Annotated in this window: 15 protein-coding genes and 1 pseudogene; 8 read left to right on the forward strand and 8 right to left on the reverse strand. The window is 68.1% G+C overall.

All coding sequences use genetic code 11. From position 1 onward, the window contains the following. Window positions 1–20: 20 nt before the first annotated feature. On the reverse strand, window positions 21–893 hold the full coding sequence (locus tag ACIBF8_RS12800) for a GyrI-like domain-containing protein (protein ID WP_396782834.1): 873 nt from the start codon (window positions 891–893) through the stop codon (window positions 21–23). Between the two features lie 213 nt (window positions 894–1,106). Between ACIBF8_RS12800 and ACIBF8_RS12805 the strand changes: the two are divergent. Then, window positions 1,107–1,214: pseudogene (locus ACIBF8_RS12805) on the forward strand (hypothetical protein); the annotation flags it as partial. Window positions 1,215–1,316: 102 nt separating this feature from the next. Here ACIBF8_RS12805 and ACIBF8_RS12810 read toward each other — a convergent pair. Further along, window positions 1,317–1,892 (reverse strand): GNAT family N-acetyltransferase, encoded by a 576-nt coding sequence (locus ACIBF8_RS12810; RefSeq protein WP_396782835.1) that lies wholly within the window; start codon window positions 1,890–1,892, stop codon window positions 1,317–1,319. A 64-nt stretch (window positions 1,893–1,956) separates the two neighbouring features. On the opposite strand from ACIBF8_RS12810, the gene ACIBF8_RS12815 reads away from it, so the two are divergent. Next, the gene (locus ACIBF8_RS12815; RefSeq protein ID WP_396782836.1) at window positions 1,957–2,832 is read left to right on the forward strand and encodes a transglutaminase domain-containing protein; all 876 of its coding nucleotides are present in this window, start codon (window positions 1,957–1,959) and stop codon (window positions 2,830–2,832) included. Between the two features lie 27 nt (window positions 2,833–2,859). Here ACIBF8_RS12815 and ACIBF8_RS12820 read toward each other — a convergent pair whose 3' ends face one another. The 3 genes from ACIBF8_RS12820 to ACIBF8_RS12830 form a co-directional block, all read right to left on the reverse strand. Beyond that, window positions 2,860–3,801: a redoxin domain-containing protein gene (locus ACIBF8_RS12820; RefSeq protein ID WP_396782837.1), complete on the reverse strand. Its 942-nt coding sequence runs from the start codon at window positions 3,799–3,801 to the stop codon at window positions 2,860–2,862. Further along, window positions 3,802–5,025, reverse strand: coding sequence for an epoxide hydrolase family protein (locus ACIBF8_RS12825; RefSeq protein ID WP_396782838.1), 1,224 nt, complete (start codon window positions 5,023–5,025; stop codon window positions 3,802–3,804). Window positions 5,026–5,178: 153 nt separating this feature from the next. After that, complete coding sequence (locus ACIBF8_RS12830; protein WP_396782839.1) at window positions 5,179–6,039, reverse strand: SDR family oxidoreductase; 861 nt, start codon at window positions 6,037–6,039, stop codon at window positions 5,179–5,181. Between the two features lie 124 nt (window positions 6,040–6,163). Here ACIBF8_RS12830 and ACIBF8_RS12835 point away from each other — a divergent pair, with 124 nt between their 5' ends. The 4 genes from ACIBF8_RS12835 (at window position 6,164) to ACIBF8_RS12850 (ending at window position 12,244) form a co-directional block, all read left to right on the forward strand. Beyond that, entirely contained in the window at window positions 6,164–6,766 is a 603-nt protein-coding gene (locus tag ACIBF8_RS12835; protein WP_396782841.1) for a TetR/AcrR family transcriptional regulator, read from the forward strand. A 141-nt stretch (window positions 6,767–6,907) separates the two neighbouring features. Then, window positions 6,908–7,825 carry an expansin EXLX1 family cellulose-binding protein gene (locus ACIBF8_RS12840; RefSeq protein ID WP_396782843.1) on the forward strand — a complete coding sequence of 306 codons (918 nt, stop codon included), beginning with the start codon at window positions 6,908–6,910 and terminating at the stop codon, window positions 7,823–7,825. A 220-nt stretch (window positions 7,826–8,045) separates the two neighbouring features. After that, window positions 8,046–9,308, forward strand: coding sequence for an MFS transporter (locus ACIBF8_RS12845; RefSeq protein WP_396782844.1), 1,263 nt, complete (start codon window positions 8,046–8,048; stop codon window positions 9,306–9,308). A 140-nt stretch (window positions 9,309–9,448) separates the two neighbouring features. After that, window positions 9,449–12,244: a TIM-barrel domain-containing protein gene (locus ACIBF8_RS12850; protein WP_396782845.1), complete on the forward strand. Its 2,796-nt coding sequence runs from the start codon at window positions 9,449–9,451 to the stop codon at window positions 12,242–12,244. Window positions 12,245–12,299: 55 nt separating this feature from the next. Here ACIBF8_RS12850 and ACIBF8_RS12855 read toward each other — a convergent pair whose 3' ends face one another. Further along, the gene (locus tag ACIBF8_RS12855; RefSeq protein WP_396782846.1) at window positions 12,300–12,563 is read right to left on the reverse strand and encodes a hypothetical protein; all 264 of its coding nucleotides are present in this window, start codon (window positions 12,561–12,563) and stop codon (window positions 12,300–12,302) included. Next, complete coding sequence (locus ACIBF8_RS12860) at window positions 12,560–12,826, reverse strand: hypothetical protein (RefSeq protein WP_396782847.1); 267 nt, start codon at window positions 12,824–12,826, stop codon at window positions 12,560–12,562. Before ACIBF8_RS12860 ends, ACIBF8_RS12855 begins: the two co-directional genes overlap by 4 nt. A 213-nt stretch (window positions 12,827–13,039) precedes the next feature. Between ACIBF8_RS12860 and ACIBF8_RS12865 the strand changes: the two genes are divergently transcribed. After that, window positions 13,040–13,987 (forward strand): DUF5919 domain-containing protein, encoded by a 948-nt coding sequence (locus ACIBF8_RS12865; RefSeq protein WP_396782848.1) that lies wholly within the window; start codon window positions 13,040–13,042, stop codon window positions 13,985–13,987. Next, entirely contained in the window at window positions 13,984–14,790 is an 807-nt protein-coding gene (locus ACIBF8_RS12870; RefSeq protein ID WP_396782850.1) for an inositol monophosphatase family protein, read from the forward strand. Before ACIBF8_RS12865 ends, ACIBF8_RS12870 begins: the two co-directional genes overlap by 4 nt. A gap of 259 nt (window positions 14,791–15,049) precedes the next feature. Here ACIBF8_RS12870 and ACIBF8_RS12875 read toward each other — a convergent pair whose 3' ends face one another. Continuing rightward, window positions 15,050–16,063: a hypothetical protein gene (locus ACIBF8_RS12875; protein ID WP_396782851.1), complete on the reverse strand. Its 1,014-nt coding sequence runs from the start codon at window positions 16,061–16,063 to the stop codon at window positions 15,050–15,052. Between the last annotated feature and the right edge of the window lie 41 nt (window positions 16,064–16,104).

The following is a 16,104-nucleotide window of genomic DNA, read 5'->3' on the forward strand; positions in this document are numbered from 1 at the left end:
CCGGCAACTGTATCGGAACTCTACATAGGGGTGGGTACCCGTTCGACGGGAATCCACAGCTCAGCGTCCGCCTCGGTGCCGTCCGCGGAGACCCGGACCCGGGAGATCTCCGGTCCAGATCGGCTGCGGTACGGGTTGGACGGAAACCACTGGGTGAACACGTCCCGCCACAGGTACTGCACCGCCTGCGGGAACGCGCCCGACGTGGTGAACACCGCCCACGTGCCCGCCTGCACCGGCAACGCGTCCATGTCCTCCGGCGGCACGGCGCTGGTGACCACCCCGTGCCAGTAGTCCAACTCCGTGCCCTCGGCCCGACTGTCGGCGAGGTTGTCGCTGACGTTGACGATCCCCTTCGGCTCCTGGTCGGAGAGGGCCTCGATCCGCTCGGTCGTCTCCTTGTCGATGCTCCGGATGAACGCGACGATCGCCGGGTTCATCCCCTCGTGCACCAGCGGGACCCGGGCCTTGCGCCCCACCAGCGCGAACGCGTCCTTGTCGACGATTCGGTACTCCATGCTGCCGCTCCCTTCGACGGTGAGTCGGAAGGACATCCGGGGCTGGGCGCGCAGCGTCGCCCCCGTACGCCGAGCCTCTCCGGGACCCACGCCGTGTACGGCCTGGAACGCCCGGGCGAACGCCTCGGTCGACCCGTAGCCGTAGTGCACCGCGACGTCGAGCAACGTCCGCTCCCCCGCCAGCACGTCCGCCCCGGCGACGGTGAGCCGACGGCGACGGATGTACTCGGACAACGGCATCCCGGCCAGCGCGGAGAAGAGCCGCCGGAAGTGGTACTCCGACGTCAGCGCGATCCGCGCCAGCTCGGCCACCTCGATCTTCTGGTCGAGGTGCCGCTCGATGTACGTCATGGCTTCGTTGAGCCGCTCCAGCACCAGGATCTCCTTCCCTTTCGAGCAGTCACGCTAGGCCGGAGGGCAGGTGGCCGACCCGACATCCGGTGCCCGCATCGGTCGGGTCAGCCCGCACCGATCGTCGTGTCGTAGCCTGGCGGACTTTGCTTCTTCGAGGAGGTTGACGTGGCCGAGTACCCGCAGGACGTCGTGCAGCGCTTCCACGGCACCCCGGAGCAGGTGGACGCCGGCCTGGTGGGCGAGCTGCCACGGACCTGGGGGTCCGTCGTCATCGAGGAGTACGACCCGGCCTGGGGGCAGCGGTTCACCGCCGTCCACGCGTCGCTCACCGAGGCGTTGGGACCGCTGGTCGTCGGTGTGGAACACGTGGGGTCCACGGCGGTGCCAGGGCTCGCGAGCGCGCGAGCGGAAACTGTCCAAGATCTCGGCGGGAGACGGGCGCCGCTAGCGGGGTGGCTGCTGCATGATCCAGGTGGGTACGGGCTCCGACAGCGAGCCCAGCACCTCCCAGCCGGCCCGGCGGTACAGCTCGACGTTGCCCGGGTTGCTGGTCTCCAGGATCGCCGGCAGTCCGTCGGCGGCGGCGCGATCCAGCCCGGCCCGCATGACGGCCCGGCCCCAACCGCGTCCGGCGCTGTCCGGGTGGGTGCCCAGCACGCCGAGGTACCAGAACGGGTAGGTCGGCAGGGCGGCGTGCATCGTGTCGTCGTAGCCCTGGACCCGGGCCAGCACGTCGGCCGGGTAGGGCGCTTCGCCCGGCGACCCGTGCACGGCAACCGGCTGCCCGGCTGGTGGTTCCCAGATCGCCACGGACGCGCCGCCGGCGATCGTCCAAATCGACGATCGGTGCACCCGCTTGTCGAAGAGGTGCCCGAAGAAGGCGGCGGCGTACCGGGGGTAGGTGTCCTCGTCGGGGAACAGGTGCCGCAGGACGGGATCCTTCACGAACGCGGCAACCAGGGTACCGACCACCGCCTCGCGGTCCGCTGGGGTGGCGATGGTGATCTCGGGCGTCGTCATGGCAGTCGACAATATTGCAGGCCGGCTGCCCCCACCGCCCGGCGCGAGAAGGCAGACTCGTCGCATGAACGTCGATGACTACCGGCAGCACTCCCCGTACAGCGATCCCGGTCGGCACGCCGCGCTGCTCGACGCCGTCCCGGCTGACATCGCCACGGTGGCGGCGACCGTCCGCAACGTGATCGTCCACTACCGCGCCGGTGGGGTCGAGTTGCCCCCCGACCGGCTCGAGGAGGTCAACTGTCGCTGGGTGGACCGCATCCTCGACACCGACCAGTCCCGATTTGCGCTGCCCCTCGCCGCGGAGCGTCCGGCCGTCGACCGGGTGGCCGGCTGCTGCCGGGACCACACGCTGCTCTCGGTCGCGGTGCTGCGGCAGCACGGCATTCCGAGCCGCAGCCGGGTCGGTTTCGCCTCGTACTTCGCGCCTGACTGGCACCACGACCACGTGCTGGTGGAGTACTGGAACGGCCACCGGTGGGTCTGGGCCGACCCGGAGCTCGACCCGGCCGGTAACTGGGGGTTCGATGGCTACGACATCGACCCGAAGGCCGGGCTCTTCGACTCGGCGGCGCGGGTGTGGTCGGCGTACCGGGACGGGACGATCGACCCCGAGCGCTACGGCGTCAGCCCGGAGCTGCCGATCCGAGGCGACTGGTTCATCCACGACTACGTCCTGATCGAACTGGCCCACCGGCAGAAGGACGAGCTGCTGCTCTGGGACGGCTTCGGCGCGATGACCGAGGACCTCAGCACCGCCGACCTCACTCTCGTGGACGAGATCGCCGCGTTGCTGCTCGCCGCCGACGACGGCGACGAGGCCGCGGAGAAGGCCCTCGCCGACCGCTACGCCGGCGACGCCCGACTCCGCCCCGGCACGCAGGTGCACAACATCTCGCCGATCTCCGGCACGGTCAGCGTGGTCGACCTGCGCCGCTGAGCGGCCCGGGGCGTGTGGCGAGTTCGACTACCCGAAGGTGAAGGCGTACGCGGCCGCGCCGGGCTCGCCGAACGTGATCTCCAGGGTCCGCTCGCGGACCGCGTCGTCCTGGCGTACGAGCTGGTAGAGGCGACCGTCCTGGAGCACCCCGTTGCCGTCGGCGTCCACGTCGACGCCGTGGGACGGGCCGGGAGCCTTCCCGTCGAGCAGCACCTGGAACGGGATCGACCGTCCCGGCCCGGGGGCCAGCACGAGATGCGCGTCGCGGGCGTGGAACCGGAAGGCGATGCCGCCGCCGGCCCGGTCGAGCGTGACGTTCTCCGCCCCGATCGTCCACTCCCCCGCCAGGGCCCACTGGTTGAGGCCCAGGCTTCCCGGGAGGTCGTAGGCGCGGCGTTCGTCGAGGGCCGGGCCGTTCGGCGACGCGAAGTGGTCGCCGCGACTGAAACCGAGGTACGTCTCGGGCGTGCGCAGGTTGTTCCAGTCGGCCTCCGCCTCCGGGCCGACCCCCTTGACGGGTACGGGGTCCCGCTCGATGCCGAGCAGCTGCTGGAGCACCCGCTCGGACTGCTCGTAGCGTCCCTCGCCGAAGTGCTCGTCGCGGATGACGCCGTCGCGGTCGACGAAGTAGAGCGCCGGCCAGTAGTGGTTGTCGAAGGCCTGCCAGATCGCGTAGTCGTTGTCGACGGCGACCGGGTAGTCGATCGACCGTGCCGTGACGGCCCGCCGCACCCAGTCGACGTCGTGCTCGAATCCGAACTCCGGGGTGTGCACCCCGACGACGACCAGCCCGTCGTCGCGGTACGCCTGCGACCAGGCCCGGACGTACGGCTCCTGGCGCAGCCAGTTGATGCAGGTCAGCGTCCAGAAGTTGACCAGGACGACGCACCCGCCCAGGTCGGCGGGGCCGAGTGGCTCGGAGTTGAGCCACTCGGCCGCCCCGTTCAGCGGGGGCAGGTGCACGGCCATCTACCGCAGCGACCGGAAGGCGGTCCGAAGCTCCTCGGAGAAGATCTTCGGCTGTTCCCAGGCCGCGAAGTGCCCGCCCACGTCGAGCTTGTTGTAGTAGATGAGGTTCGGGTACGCCTGCTCGGCCCAACTCTGCGGCGCCTCGTACAGCTCGTCGGGGAAGACGCTCACCGCGACCGGGATGGAGATGCCCTTGGCGGAGAAGAAGGAGAGCGCGTTCTCGGCGTAGAGGCGGGCCGAGGAAACCCCCGTGTTCGTCAACCAGAAGAGCGTGATGTTGTCGAGGACATCCTCGGGTGTGATGCCTCTGGGCTGCCCGGCAATGGACTCAGAGAGCAGTTTCAGGCTGGCCGCGTCGTGGTCGAGCAGGTAGGTCGCCAAGGCGACGGGCGAATCGGCCAAGCCGGTCAACGTCTGCGCGCGACCCATCTCGAGCGCGTAGCTGGAGTGCTTCCAGAAGAAGTCCGCCTGCTCACAGGCGCGCCTCTCGTCGTTCGAGAGATTAGCCGGGAGCGAATCCAGGGGGTTGTTGGCTCCGGTGATACCGGACTGGAGCAGCGCATCAATGTCCGGCGGATACACGCCCGGCATGTTGACGTGGATGCCGAGCAGTTCCGGAGGCGCCTGCACCGCCATCATCTCCGAGATGAGCGCGCCCCAGTCGCCGCCCTGCGCCACGAACCGTGTGTAGCCGAGGCGCTTCATCAACTCCGTCCAGGCAGTGGCGATGTGTTCCGGATCCCAGCCGGGCTTGCTCGGCTTGCCGGAAAAGCCGTAGCCGGGCATCGAGGGGATCACCAGGTGGAAGGCGTCCGATGCGCTGCCGCCGTGTGCCGTGGGGTTGGTGAGCGGGTCAACGATCTTCAGCTGCTCGATCACGGAGCCGGGCCACCCGTGGGTGACGATGAGCGGCAACGCATCCTCGTGCTGCGAGCGAATGTGGAGGAAGTGGATGTCGAGGCCGTCGATCTCGGTCATGAACTGCGGCAGGGCGTTGAGCCTCGCCTCGACCTTGCGCCAGTCGTAATCCTTCTCCCAATACCTGGCGAGCGTCTGGATGGTCGCGAGTTGCACACCCTGCGACTGGTCGTTGACCGTTTCCTTTTCCGGCCAGCGGGTGGCCGCGATGCGCCGTTTCAGGTCATCGAGGTCCGCCTGGGGAATGTCGACCGTGAACGGCCGAATCTCCGTGGTGCCGGGACGAGTCTTGGTCTTGACAGCCATGCGTGTTTCCTCTCCGTCTCGGTTTGCGCCTCGCGAGGAGAAATCATGGGGTGAAGGCACTGCCCGGACTTATGTGGCATTTGGAGTGGGCACGCCGCCGCCATATTTCGGAGCCTAGAACGCCGCACCCCGGGCTCGTGGCGATACGGCTCGTCAGTGCGTCTGCTCGGGGGCCGCGACGGCCTGCTCGGCGGCCCGGCTGACCTGCTCCCAACCCGCCCAGGTGTCCATCCGGCGGCGGGAGATGTCGAAGGCCAGGTCGTACACCATGCTCCCGAGCAGGAGCCGCAGCGGCGGGTCGTCGCTGTCGACCAGACGCAGCAGCGCCTCGGCGGCCAGCCGGGGTTCACTGTCGATCGAGCCCTCCGCCCACTGGCGCTCCAATTCGGCGCGCAGCGGTGCGTAGGCGTCCATCGGCGTGGTGGCGTGCACGTTGGTGTAGAGGTCGGTCCAATACCCGCCCGGCTGCACGATGCTGACCGTGATGTCGAAGGCCGCCGCCTCCATCGCCAGAGCCTCACTCATGCCTTCCAGGGCGAACTTGCTCGCGCTGTAGAGGCCGGTGCTGGGGAAGCCACCGAGTGCGGCGATGCTGGAGACCTGCACGATGTGGCCGGACCGTTGGGCGCGCAGGTGCGGCAGCACGGCCTGGCTGACCCAGAGCGCGCCGAAGAGGTTGACCTCGAACTGGGCGCGCGCCTCGGCCTCGGTGAACTCTTCGATCATGCCCATGGACAGGGTGCCGGCGTTGTTGACGACGATGTCGAGCCGGCCGAAGTGCTCGACGGCGGTGTCCACGGCGGCGATGACCGCCGCCCGGTCGGTCACGTCGAGGGTGAGGGCCAGCAGCCGGTCGGCGTGCCGCTCGTGGAAGTCGTCCTGGGTGATCGTCCGGGCGGCGGCGACCACCCGGTCACCCCGGTCGAGGGCAGCTTCGGTGAAGGCGCGGCCCAGGCCACGGCTGGCGCCGGTAATGAACCAGGTACGCGGGGCGGCGTCGGATGAGGTGCGCACGGTGAATCTCCGCTCGGTTGACACGAGACGAGACGGTTCGTCTCGCTTGGCGAAAAGGTTAGGCTCCGTCAGCGATGACGTCAAGACGAGACGGTCCGTCTCGCCGCTGGTATCGTCGGGCCCCATGACGCCCAACACGGCCCGCCGCCGAGAGACCTCGCGACGCGCCATCCTCACCGCGGCCTTCGAGCTGCTCCAAGAGGTCGGCTACGGGAAGCTCAGCATCGAGGGCATCGCCGCGCGCGCCGGCGTCGGCAAGCAGACCATCTACCGGTGGTGGCCGTCGAAGGGCGCGGTCATCTTCGACGCCTTCCTCATGCTCAGCGAGGCCACCGAGGGCGGGCCGCCGACCCTGCCGGACAGCGGCGACCTGGCCGCGGACCTGACCCTGGTGCTGCGCGCCACGGTCGAGGAAATGAACGATCCCCGGTACGAGCAACCGATGCGCGCGTTGGCCACCGAGATCGCGCTCGACCCCGAGTTGGCGGCGGCGTACGCCGAACGGTTGGACGGGCCGTTGAAGGAGGCCAAGCGGCAGCGCCTGCGCAGCGCCCAGCAGGCGGGCCAGATCGCCGAGGACATCGACCTCGACGTCGCGGTGGACATGATCTGGGGGCCCCTCCTCAACCGGTGGCTGCACCGCCGCGGGCCGCTCACCGCCGAGTACGCCGACCTCGTCGTCTCCACCGCCCTCAACGGACTGCGGCCCCGCCGATCCGGCGAGTGACCAGCCCTGATCGAGCAGTGCTACGGGACGACGGCACGCTGCTCCGCTTTCCACGGTACGGAGGTCGGGCTCGCTGCACGAGACCCGGCGGCCGGCACCGTTGTTGCGTTGCCGCGAGATGGTGCGGCAACATCAGGCGCCGTGACGGCAGCACCAGGCACGGCCCCCGAGAACGACGCCCCGGCCGGAACCAACGGCACGCTCCGGTCGAATCGGCGGGTCAGACACTGGTTGGCCGGCGCCGGGGTCACCGCCCTGGCCGCCGTACTCGGCATCACCCTCGTCGTCCGCGGCGGCGCCACGCCGGCCTGCGCCGCGCCCCCGACGGGCAGCGCGGTCCACAAGGGAAAGGCCAGCTTCTACGACGCGGGCCGTTCGGGTGGCACCTGCTCCTTCCCGGGCCCGCCGGCGGACCGGCTCTACGTGGCCCTCGGCTCGTCGCAGTACGCGGGCGCGGCGGCCTGCGGCAGTTACCTGGACGTGAGCGGCCCGAAGGGCAAGGTCCGGGTCATGGTGATGGACCGGTGCGCCGGGTGCGGATCCAACAAGATCGACCTCTCCGACGAGGCGTTCGCCAAGATCGCCGACCGGTCGCAGGGCATCGTGTCCGTGACGTACCGGGCGGTGGTGAACCCCCCGCTCGACGGCGGGCTCACCTTCCGGATGAAGGGCGGCTCCTCGCAATACTGGTTCGCGGTGCAGGTCGGCAACCACGGCAACCCGCTCCGCTCGGTCGAGGCGACCGGGCCCAGCGGCGGCTTCCGCAAGGCGGCCCGCCAGGTCGACAACTACTGGACCGTCGAGGGCGGGCTCGGCCCCGGGCCCTACCGCATCCGGGTCACCGACGTGTACGGACGCCAGGCGACCGCCACGGCCATCCGGATGGTCACCAGGCAGGTGCAACGCACCACGGCCACCCTTGCCAGCGCCGCCCCGCCCAGCAGCTCACCCTCGGCCCCGCCGAGCCCCACGATGAGCGCCGCGCCGCCCTCGCCGACCCCGACGGCGACGGTCGAAGCGCTCGCCGGCGCCGCCCCCCTCGACGCACCGCGCTGCTGACCGCGCGCCGCCTTCGTGGGGGCGGTGCCTGCTCTGCGCGTCCCCGGATCGGACTGGACCTTTCCCTTGGGGCAACGCCCAGCATCGGTCGGTGCCGGCCAACGCCGGCAGAGACCGACCGGAGGGTGCGGGCATGGGAACGTCGACGGCGGCCAGAGCTGGCCGGAGCGCCGGTAGCGGAACCGACCCTGTCGGGCGTCGGAAGCTGTCTGGGTATCTGGTGGATCGGCGCCCGCTGACGATCCCCGCGTACCGCCGGCTCTGGGTCGCCTCGGTGATCGCCGCGGTGGGTGGTTCGTTCAGCGCGCTCGCCATTCCCACGCAGCTGTTCACGGTGACCGGCTCGTCCGCGGCGGTTGGGGCCTCGGCGGCGGTGTCGCTGGCCACGCTTGTGGTTTCGGCGTTGTGGGGTGGTGCTCTCGCCGACGCCATGGACCGGCGTCGGCTGCTCCTGGTCGCCGACGGCTGCCTCGCGCTGACGTACGCCGGGCTGTGGGTGCAGGCGGCGCTGGATCTGCGGTCGGTGCCGGTGCTGATGGCACTGGTCGCCGGCCAGGGCCTCAGCTATGGAGCAATCATGGCGGCGATGGGCGCCGCGGTGCCCCGATTGGTGCCGGCCGACCTGCTGGCCGCCGCGAACGGTTTGAGTGCGCTGGTCCGATACGCCGGGTCGATCGTGGGTCCGCTGCTGGCCGGAGCGCTGATCCCGGTGGTGGGGTTGGGCACGCTGTATCTGTTGGACACGCTGGCGCTGCTGGTCGTCGCGTGGTCGGTGTTCCGGCTGCCCCCGCTCCCACCGCAAGCACCCGCACCCGGGAGGCCCGGCCCGGGTGGCCCGAGGGCGGCGGCAGGTCGTCCGATCCTCAGCCAGGTGCTGGACGGTTTCCGCTACCTGCTCTCCCGGCGGCTGTTGGTGGCACTGATCGCGGTGGACCTGGCCGCGATGGTGTTCGGGGGGCCGTGGGCGCTCTACCCGGAGCTGGCGGAGCGGGAGTTCGGCGGCGCGACCGGGGGTGGTTTCGAGCTCGGCGTGCTCTACGCCAGCTACCCGGCCGGCGTGTTCGCGGTCGGGATGGTGTCGGGGCTGTTCACCCGCGCCCACCGGCACGGTGTGCTGATGGTGTCCGCCGCTGTCGCGTGGGGCACGACGGTCGTGCTGGTCGGGCTGGCACCCCAGCTGTGGCTCGCCGCCGCGGTGCTCCTGGTCGGTGGGGGCGTGAACTTCGTGCTCAGCACGTTTCGTCGGGCCATCAGCCAGGCGAGCACCGATGACGCGCTGCGCGGCAGGATCGAGGGGTCGATGATCGCGATCACCATGGGCGGCCCGCAGATCGGCAACCTCCTGCACGGAGTGGCGGGCGCGGCATGGGGACCGCGCTGGGCGATCTCCATGGGCGGGGTGCTGACCATCGTCGCCGTCGCGGGCGTGACCCGGGCCGTGCCGCAACTGTGGCGGTACGACGCCCGGCAGCAGGTCGAGTGAGCATCTCGCCGGTACGGCTGAGCTGGCGGTCGTGCGCGAAAGAGAGAAGGGACACCCTCCAAGATCCGTTGACATGCGTTTCGGGCGAGTGACAGCGTTGTCATCGACTCATTTCCTCCATATGAGACGAGGAGCGCATCTTGCTCTATCGGAACTCACCGGGCCGCCGCGCGACGGCAGCCGCCGCAGTCGGCGTTCTCATCACGGGGCTGGCGCTCGCTCCGTCCGCGCCGGCCCAGGCCAGCCACCACCGGGCGCAAGACGGGGCGGTCCGGTCGGGCGACGCCCGCTTCGAGGTGCTGTCCCCGACCCTGATCCGCACCGAGTACCAGCAAAACGGCAGCTTCACCGACGCCGCCACGTTCAACGCCATCGGGCGCGACGACTTCCCGCGTACCCGTTTCACGAAGCGCATCGAGCACGGCTGGCTCACCATCGACACCGGTGCGATGACGTTGCGGTACCAGGTCGGCTCGGGCGCGTTCACCGCCGACAACCTCACCGTGCAGCTCAAGACCGGCAAGCAGCTCGTGCAGGGCCGCCCCTGGGCCGGCCACACCGCCCCGGCGTGCACCTTCGGCGCGCTCTGCGAGGCCGAATCGCTGCAGCTGAGCGGCCCCGGCGTGGCCACCGACCACCGGGGGTACACGGGGCGCGGCTTCGCGGCCGGTTTCGCCTCGTCCGGCGACTCGGCCACCTTCGCGCTCGATGCGCCAGCAGGCGGCACGAAGCAGCTCACCGTCCGCTACGCCAACAGCACCGGCGGCGACGGCCAAAACGTGGCCCGCACCCTGACGGTTCAGGTCGACGGCGACGCCGGCCGCATGCTGACACTGCCGCCCACCGCGAACTGGGACACCTGGGGCCTGGCCAGCGTGCCGGTCGACCTCACCGCGGGTCGGCACGAGATCAGCGTCGTGCGGGGTCCCAACGACTCCGGCAACGTGAACGTCGACAGCCTCGCGGTGGTCAACCCGGGTGACGCGTTCCCGGCACCGGCCCCGCCCCAGCCGCAGCCCCTGCGGTTCGGCACCCTGGGCGAGGCCGAGACCGGCGCGCTGACCGGCGGCGCGAAGCCCGCGAACGACCACAACGGCGCTTCCGGTACGGGATTCCTGGCTGGCCTGGAAAGCACCACGTCCGCCGTCACGCTCACCGTGACGGACGTTCCGTCCGCGGGTGACTACCAGGTGCAGATCCGTTACGCCAACAGCCAGGCCGGCGCCCAGCCGAGCCAGGCGCGCACCATGTCGGTCACGGCCGGAGCGGCGGCGCCGGCCACGGCGACCCTCCCGCCGACCAGCGGGTGGGACTACTGGAACACCGTTTCCGTCCCGGTCCACCTCGAGCGCGGCACCAACACCGTGACGCTGGGCTGCCCCACGGACGCCAGTTGCAACGTCAACGTCGACACGGTCGCCGTCACGAGCAAGGACTCCCCGCTGCTCGCCCCGCACGCGCCGCTCGGCGGCTACCGCCGGGGCCTGGACGGCGTGACCGGTTCCGCGCTCACCGCCCCGGGCCTGCTCTACCAGGACGGCTGGTACCTGCTCGACGACTCGGCCTCGGCCCTGAGCACCACCAAGCCCCGGCCCGCCGCCGAGCAGGACGGCTACGTCTTCGCGTACGGGCAGGACTTCACCCGCGCTCTGCTGGACCTGTCGACCCTGACCGGGCCCACGAAGCTGCTGCCCAAGTGGGCGTACGGGGTGTGGTACTCCGAGTACTACGACCGCACCGCGACCGAATTCCAGAACCTGGTGACCCGGGCCAAGGCCGAAGGCGTACCCATGGATGTTCTTGTTCTCGACACGGACATCAAGGCGCCGGACAAGTGGAACGGCTGGAGCATCGACCCCACCCGGATCCCCGACCCGAAGGCGTTCTTCGACTGGGCGAAGAAGCAGGGCCTGCACACCGGCATCAACATCCACCCGAGCATCCTCGGCTCGGACCCGACGTTCGCGCAGGCGCAGGCCACCGCGAAGGGCAAGCTCCAGCGCGTCGGCTGCAACAGCGGTGCCGACTGCTACACGTTCGACTTCGGCGACCCGGACCAGCTCAAGGCGTACCTGCAGCTGCACGACGAGATGCTGCCGAAGGGCAGCAAGGGCCCGGACTTCTGGTGGCTGGACTGGTGCTGCGACAACACGAAATCCTCGCTCGCCGGGGTGACCGCTGACGCGTGGATCAACCAGCAGTACGCCGACAAGACCGGCTTCGCGTTCTCCCGGGCGTACGGTTCGTTGCAGGCCGGCGGCTACAGCAGCCCGACCCCGGTGTCGACCGGACCGTGGGCCGACAAGCGCACCACGCTGCACTTCACCGGCGACACCACCTCCGACTGGTCGACGCTGCAGATGGAGGTCGGCTACACGCCGGGCGAGTCGGCCGCGACCGGGCTGGCCGCGGTCAGCCACGACATCGGCGGGCACACGGGCGGCCTCCAGGAGCCGGGCACCGAGCCGGGCAGCACCAAGCTGCCCGACGACCTCTACGCCCGCTGGGTGCAGTTCGGCACGTTCCAGCCGATCGACCGGCTGCACTCCAACCACAGTGACCGGCTGCCCTGGCAGTACGGCCCCGAGGCGAACGCGTCGGCCAAGAAGTTCCTGAACCTGCGGAAGGAACTGCAGCCCTACACCTACGCCGCCGCCAAGGAGGCCACCCGCACAGGTACGCCCATCGTCCGCTCGATGTACCTGGCGTACCCGAACGAGCAGGCCGCGTACGCCACCGCCGGATCCCAGTACCTCTACGGCCCGGACTACCTGGTCGCACCCGTGACCACGCCCGGGAACACCGCCACCACGTCGGTGTGGTTCCCGCCGGGCAACAGCTGGACCGACATCTTCACCGGGAAGACGTACCGGGGCGGCACCACGCAGAACATCACCACCACGCTGGACACCATGCCGGTGTTCAAGAAGCACTGAAGTTCTGACTCGACACCGGCCGGGTGGGTTGCCCACCCGGCCGGTGCGTTCGCTGCTACCGGTGCGACCGTCGCGCCAGCGACAACCAGCCGAGGAACCGGGCGTGCAGCGCGGACAGGTCCGGGCGCAACCCCAGGCCGTACGCGTCGTCGATCGCCTCCTGCATCGACGCGGCCAGGTAGAACGCCAGCGCGATCGAATGACCGTAGAACTCGGCTATGAGGGCGAGCTGAGCTGGGCCACACGGCCAGGGCGCGGCGCAGTTACGGCACAGCCAGGCCGGGCGCATCGGCAGGTGTGGGCGTGGGCGCGCGGTCATCCGACCCGCACCGGACGCCGCCGACGTTTCGCCGGCCTGGTCGGTGTGACGGGCAGGGCTTGCATCCGCACGCCCGCGCGCATCACGTACAACTCGCGCCGCGCGACCGCGTCGCCCGCCGCGTTCAGCTGGTAACCCTCGATCCAGACCCATCCGTCGTACGTGTGCCGCTCTGGCAGCTCGCGGATGACGCATACGAAGATGGGGCGCAGAAACTGCACGCTCGCCGCGGTGGTCAGGTGGATCACGTCGCCGGCCTTCATCGTCCCGATCACCGCGACCCCCGCCAGATGGTCCGCTTAGCTGATCCCTCTCCTGACATGCCCCGAACCTGTCAGGCGCAGCAATCGCCAATCCATCACAGCGGGTAGTAACCGAGCAGATAACTTTCATCCACGTTGGATGACGATCAGTTCCGGCTATATGACCACCGGATAAGCTGACCACCACCCCAGGTTTGGGAAGGAGCCACACGAATGAGTGTCAGGGCAGCCACAGCGTTCACCGTGCCTCCTTCACTCTGGGACGCCACCGACATGATCGACGCTTTGGCCGCCCGCGACATTGCACGGGTCTTCCGCTTGGTCCAGCGCGCAACCCGCGCCAGCCAAACCCACCTCGGCGTTGCTACGGGCCTCAGTCAGGCTCAGGTCAGCGAGATCACCAGCGGCACCCGTCGAGTCAGCAGCATCGACGTACTAACCCGCATCTGCACCGGCCTTGCCATGCCCGGTCACGCGCGGATGACACTGCTTCTCGGTGAACACCCATCCCAGGCCACCCACCGTCCTGGCGGCGACGGTGGCAACCCCACACGGGCAATTTCCGCCCAGGAAGAATGCGCCGACCGCAGCCGACCGGTTGGCGAAGATACCCGAGAGCGGTACTCCGACGTCACCGCGATCTACTTGAGCCGGTCGGAGTTCACCGCGAAGATGCCACCACACGTCCTCTTCGACGACGCTACGGACATCCGCGCCGCTGGCCTGTCGCTCAACATCCTCTGCCAGCAGTATGCCGACAACCAACTCCTCAAACTCCTGGCCGCCGGCACCCATCTCCGCTGCCTGTTTCTCGACCCTGCTGGCGACGCAATCAGGAGGCAAGAGCGTGAGGACGACTATCCAGACGGTCGCCTCAGCGCGCTCACCGAACTCAACATCCAGAATCTCGCCGGGCGCATTCGCAATCGGCTTCCGACAGACGCCCGCGAACGCTTGGCCATCCGTGTGTACGACGAAACCATCCGCGTCAACATGCTCCTGATTGACGACCGGCTCTGCGTTGTCCAGCATTACCTACCGCAAATGCGTGGAGTTGACTCCCCGACGATGGTCGTGGAGCGCACCGCTATCACTTCCGGCCTCTACACGGTGTTCGACGCGATGTTCACTTCGCTGTGGGAACGAGGCCGCGACCTATGAGCAACTTTGCGCACCTCCTGCCCCTGGCAAACGAGGCTGTCGATCTGGCGCATCACATCATGCGGACCCTTCAGCCTGGCACCCTTACCCGCAAGGGTGACCGCGACATGGCATCCGAGGTGGACTATGCCATCGAGCAACAGGTCCGCGAACTCCTGGCTGCCAGGGCACCCGACATCGGCTTCCTCGGCGAGGAGCACGGCCTGAGCGGTGATGCCACGGAACTCATGTGGGCACTGGATCCAGTAGACGGCACCGTCAATTTCGTGCACGGCTCACCCCTGTGCGCCATTTCTCTCGGCCTTATCCACGAGAAAAGGTCAGTCCTAGGCATTATTGATCTACCATTCCTGAACACTCGTTACCACGCCGCTGAAGGATACGGCGCCTTCGCCAACGAGGAGCGTATCCTTTGCAGCCGGACAGCAGATTTGAAAGATTCCGTCGTCGCTATCGGAGACTACGCTGTAGGAACTAATGCGGCAACCAAAAACGCTCAGCGGCTCGCTATCACGGATGAACTAGTTCGGAATGTTCAACGGATCCGCATGCACGGATCGGCCGCAATCGACCTGGCATGGCTGGCCCATGGCAAGATCGATGCTTTCATCATGCTGAACAACAAGCCGTGGGACACGGCTGCGGGCGTCGTGATCGCAAAGGAGTCCGGCGTCCAGTTGGTCGACGTCGACGGGGCGCCACACAGTGCAGACTCCACTGCGACGGTCGGTGGAAACGATCAGGTTCTTCCGCTCGTCCTCGCGCTCGTCCAGCAAGCTCTCTCTTCCCCGCAAGCTCACTAATGTGTTCGTGAACACCCAGAATAGGAGATCGAAAGCCAACCCGATCGCTACGCCGAGGCCGGTGCTGCTGATCAGAAGCGCTTGCCGACCAACCGCTAGCGGGCGACCCCACATGAAAAGCTCGCAGCCCCGATCGAGGCTGCGACCTGGTGGGCGACGGACGAGTCGACCTGTACGCCGGATTATGACCGTGGTAGACCCCTTGAACAGGGATGGAGCACAGCCACAGCCGCCTCAGGCCGTCGCCAGGCCGTCGCTGCTACCAGTAGATCGCAACGACCTCGCCGTCCAAGAGCATCTCGTCGGTCGGCTTGGGTTGCGCAGGACTCGTCGAGGCAGACACCGCGACCGGCTGACCATCGGGCAGAAGGAGCGTGTCCGCCAGCGCAGCCGAGCGAAGTTGAGCAGCCACAACGGAATCGACCTTGACCGTGTAAGTCGTCGCGAAGTGGTTTGCGATGGCTTCGAACGCACGGCGCCTAGCGTCATAGCCCTCGAACTCTCGACAATGACGTGCAGCGAGGGCCGTGAACGCCGATTCCTGATCGGCATCGATTACAACGTCATAGTGTTCCGCAAGAAGCCTAGAATAGGCAATTAATGCAAGGGCAACGGTCGCGCTACGGTCATCATTCAGGCCTTGCGAGGCTGAATTTTGACCGAATGCTCTGCCTGCCTGCTCGACCTGAGCCGCCAAATCGGGAACAACGTCCCGCAGAACATCTACAAGCTTTACGGGAACCCAGCTGCTTCGCACGCCGCCAGCATTCAATCTGGAAAGGATTCGGAAGCGCTGCCCAGTGAAGAGCACCCGCCGCACATCCTTCCAATAGAGGCGTTCCTCAGTAACTCCAACTACATGGAGAGGTCTCGGGGCATATTGCAAATCTGGAGCAATGTGCTCCGTCAAGCGAGTATGAACTGCAACTCTTTCACCACCAAAGTCCACTACGTAGTAGTCGAGCGCGCGGCATCTAAGTGGGATGAGCCCAACGAGCAACTTGTCTAGCACCCGATTGACGGCAGCAACCTCTTGAAGTTGCGGAAATTCGGCTTGCGGAAAAAGCTCTGGATTCTCGACTATCAGAGCCGACAAAGCCGACATGATTGATGTCATCTTGAAGATCGAATGGGTTGAAAGCTCGATCTCAAGCTCGACCAACAACCCTCTTTCCAAATTTGACGGCCGGATAACCCAACCATCATAAATTGGATCAGTGAAGTTCGTCGCGAGGTCTTGCCACGAGCGCACCCGAGGCGGGCTTTCGTTCACCCTCAAGGGCGTAACACCCAGTCGACCCTCCTCACCCTCAT

The sequence above is a fragment of the Micromonospora sp. NPDC050276 genome (genome assembly GCF_044459545.1).
Lineage (GTDB): Bacteria > Actinomycetota > Actinomycetes > Mycobacteriales > Micromonosporaceae > Micromonospora.

Excerpts from the sequence above, each read along its gene's own strand:
- ACIBF8_RS12815 (WP_396782836.1), top strand. The coding sequence starts at position 1,957 with ATGAACGTCGATGACTACCGGCAGCACTCCCCGTACAGCGATCCCGGT.
- ACIBF8_RS12865 (WP_396782848.1), top strand. The coding sequence starts at position 13,040 with ATGAGTGTCAGGGCAGCCACAGCGTTCACCGTGCCTCCTTCACTCTGG.
- ACIBF8_RS12835 (WP_396782841.1), top strand. The coding sequence starts at position 6,164 with ATGACGCCCAACACGGCCCGCCGCCGAGAGACCTCGCGACGCGCCATC.
- ACIBF8_RS12860 (WP_396782847.1), bottom strand. The coding sequence starts at position 12,826 with ATGAAGGCCGGCGACGTGATCCACCTGACCACCGCGGCGAGCGTGCAG.
- ACIBF8_RS12810 (WP_396782835.1), bottom strand. The coding sequence starts at position 1,892 with ATGACGACGCCCGAGATCACCATCGCCACCCCAGCGGACCGCGAGGCG.
- ACIBF8_RS12820 (WP_396782837.1), bottom strand. The coding sequence starts at position 3,801 with ATGGCCGTGCACCTGCCCCCGCTGAACGGGGCGGCCGAGTGGCTCAAC.
- ACIBF8_RS12870 (WP_396782850.1), top strand. The coding sequence starts at position 13,984 with ATGAGCAACTTTGCGCACCTCCTGCCCCTGGCAAACGAGGCTGTCGAT.
- ACIBF8_RS12855 (WP_396782846.1), bottom strand. The coding sequence starts at position 12,563 with ATGACCGCGCGCCCACGCCCACACCTGCCGATGCGCCCGGCCTGGCTG.
- ACIBF8_RS12825 (WP_396782838.1), bottom strand. The coding sequence starts at position 5,025 with ATGGCTGTCAAGACCAAGACTCGTCCCGGCACCACGGAGATTCGGCCG.